Here is a 249-nt window from a genome sequence, read left to right on the forward strand (position 1 = left end):
TTCCGCACCTCGGGCAACAGCGGCTGTATCCGCGACCACAGTGCTGCGCTGACTTCCTTCTTGACTGCCATCTTCCTCAGCGGTTCTTGAACTGAGGCAGATGATAAGTTTCGTTAGCGGCTCTAAGAGCCGCTAACAAAATTCCGGCAAGGCGCGACAACAGATGACGCAGCAGGCCAAGCTCAACAGCGCCACATGAGTCTCGACGGCGCGCTCAAACCGGATGCGCAGCTTGCCAAACGCGGCCAG

At 58.2% G+C, this 249-nt stretch carries 1 pseudogene; it reads right to left on the reverse strand.

Annotated elements, in window-relative coordinates:
• Nucleotides 1–132: 132 nt before the first annotated feature.
• Nucleotides 133–249, reverse strand: a pseudogene (locus ACG00X_RS24175) (IS5/IS1182 family transposase); the annotation flags it as partial.

This window comes from Pelomonas nitida, assembly GCF_043555975.1.
GTDB lineage: Bacteria > Pseudomonadota > Gammaproteobacteria > Burkholderiales > Burkholderiaceae_C > Pelomonas > Pelomonas nitida.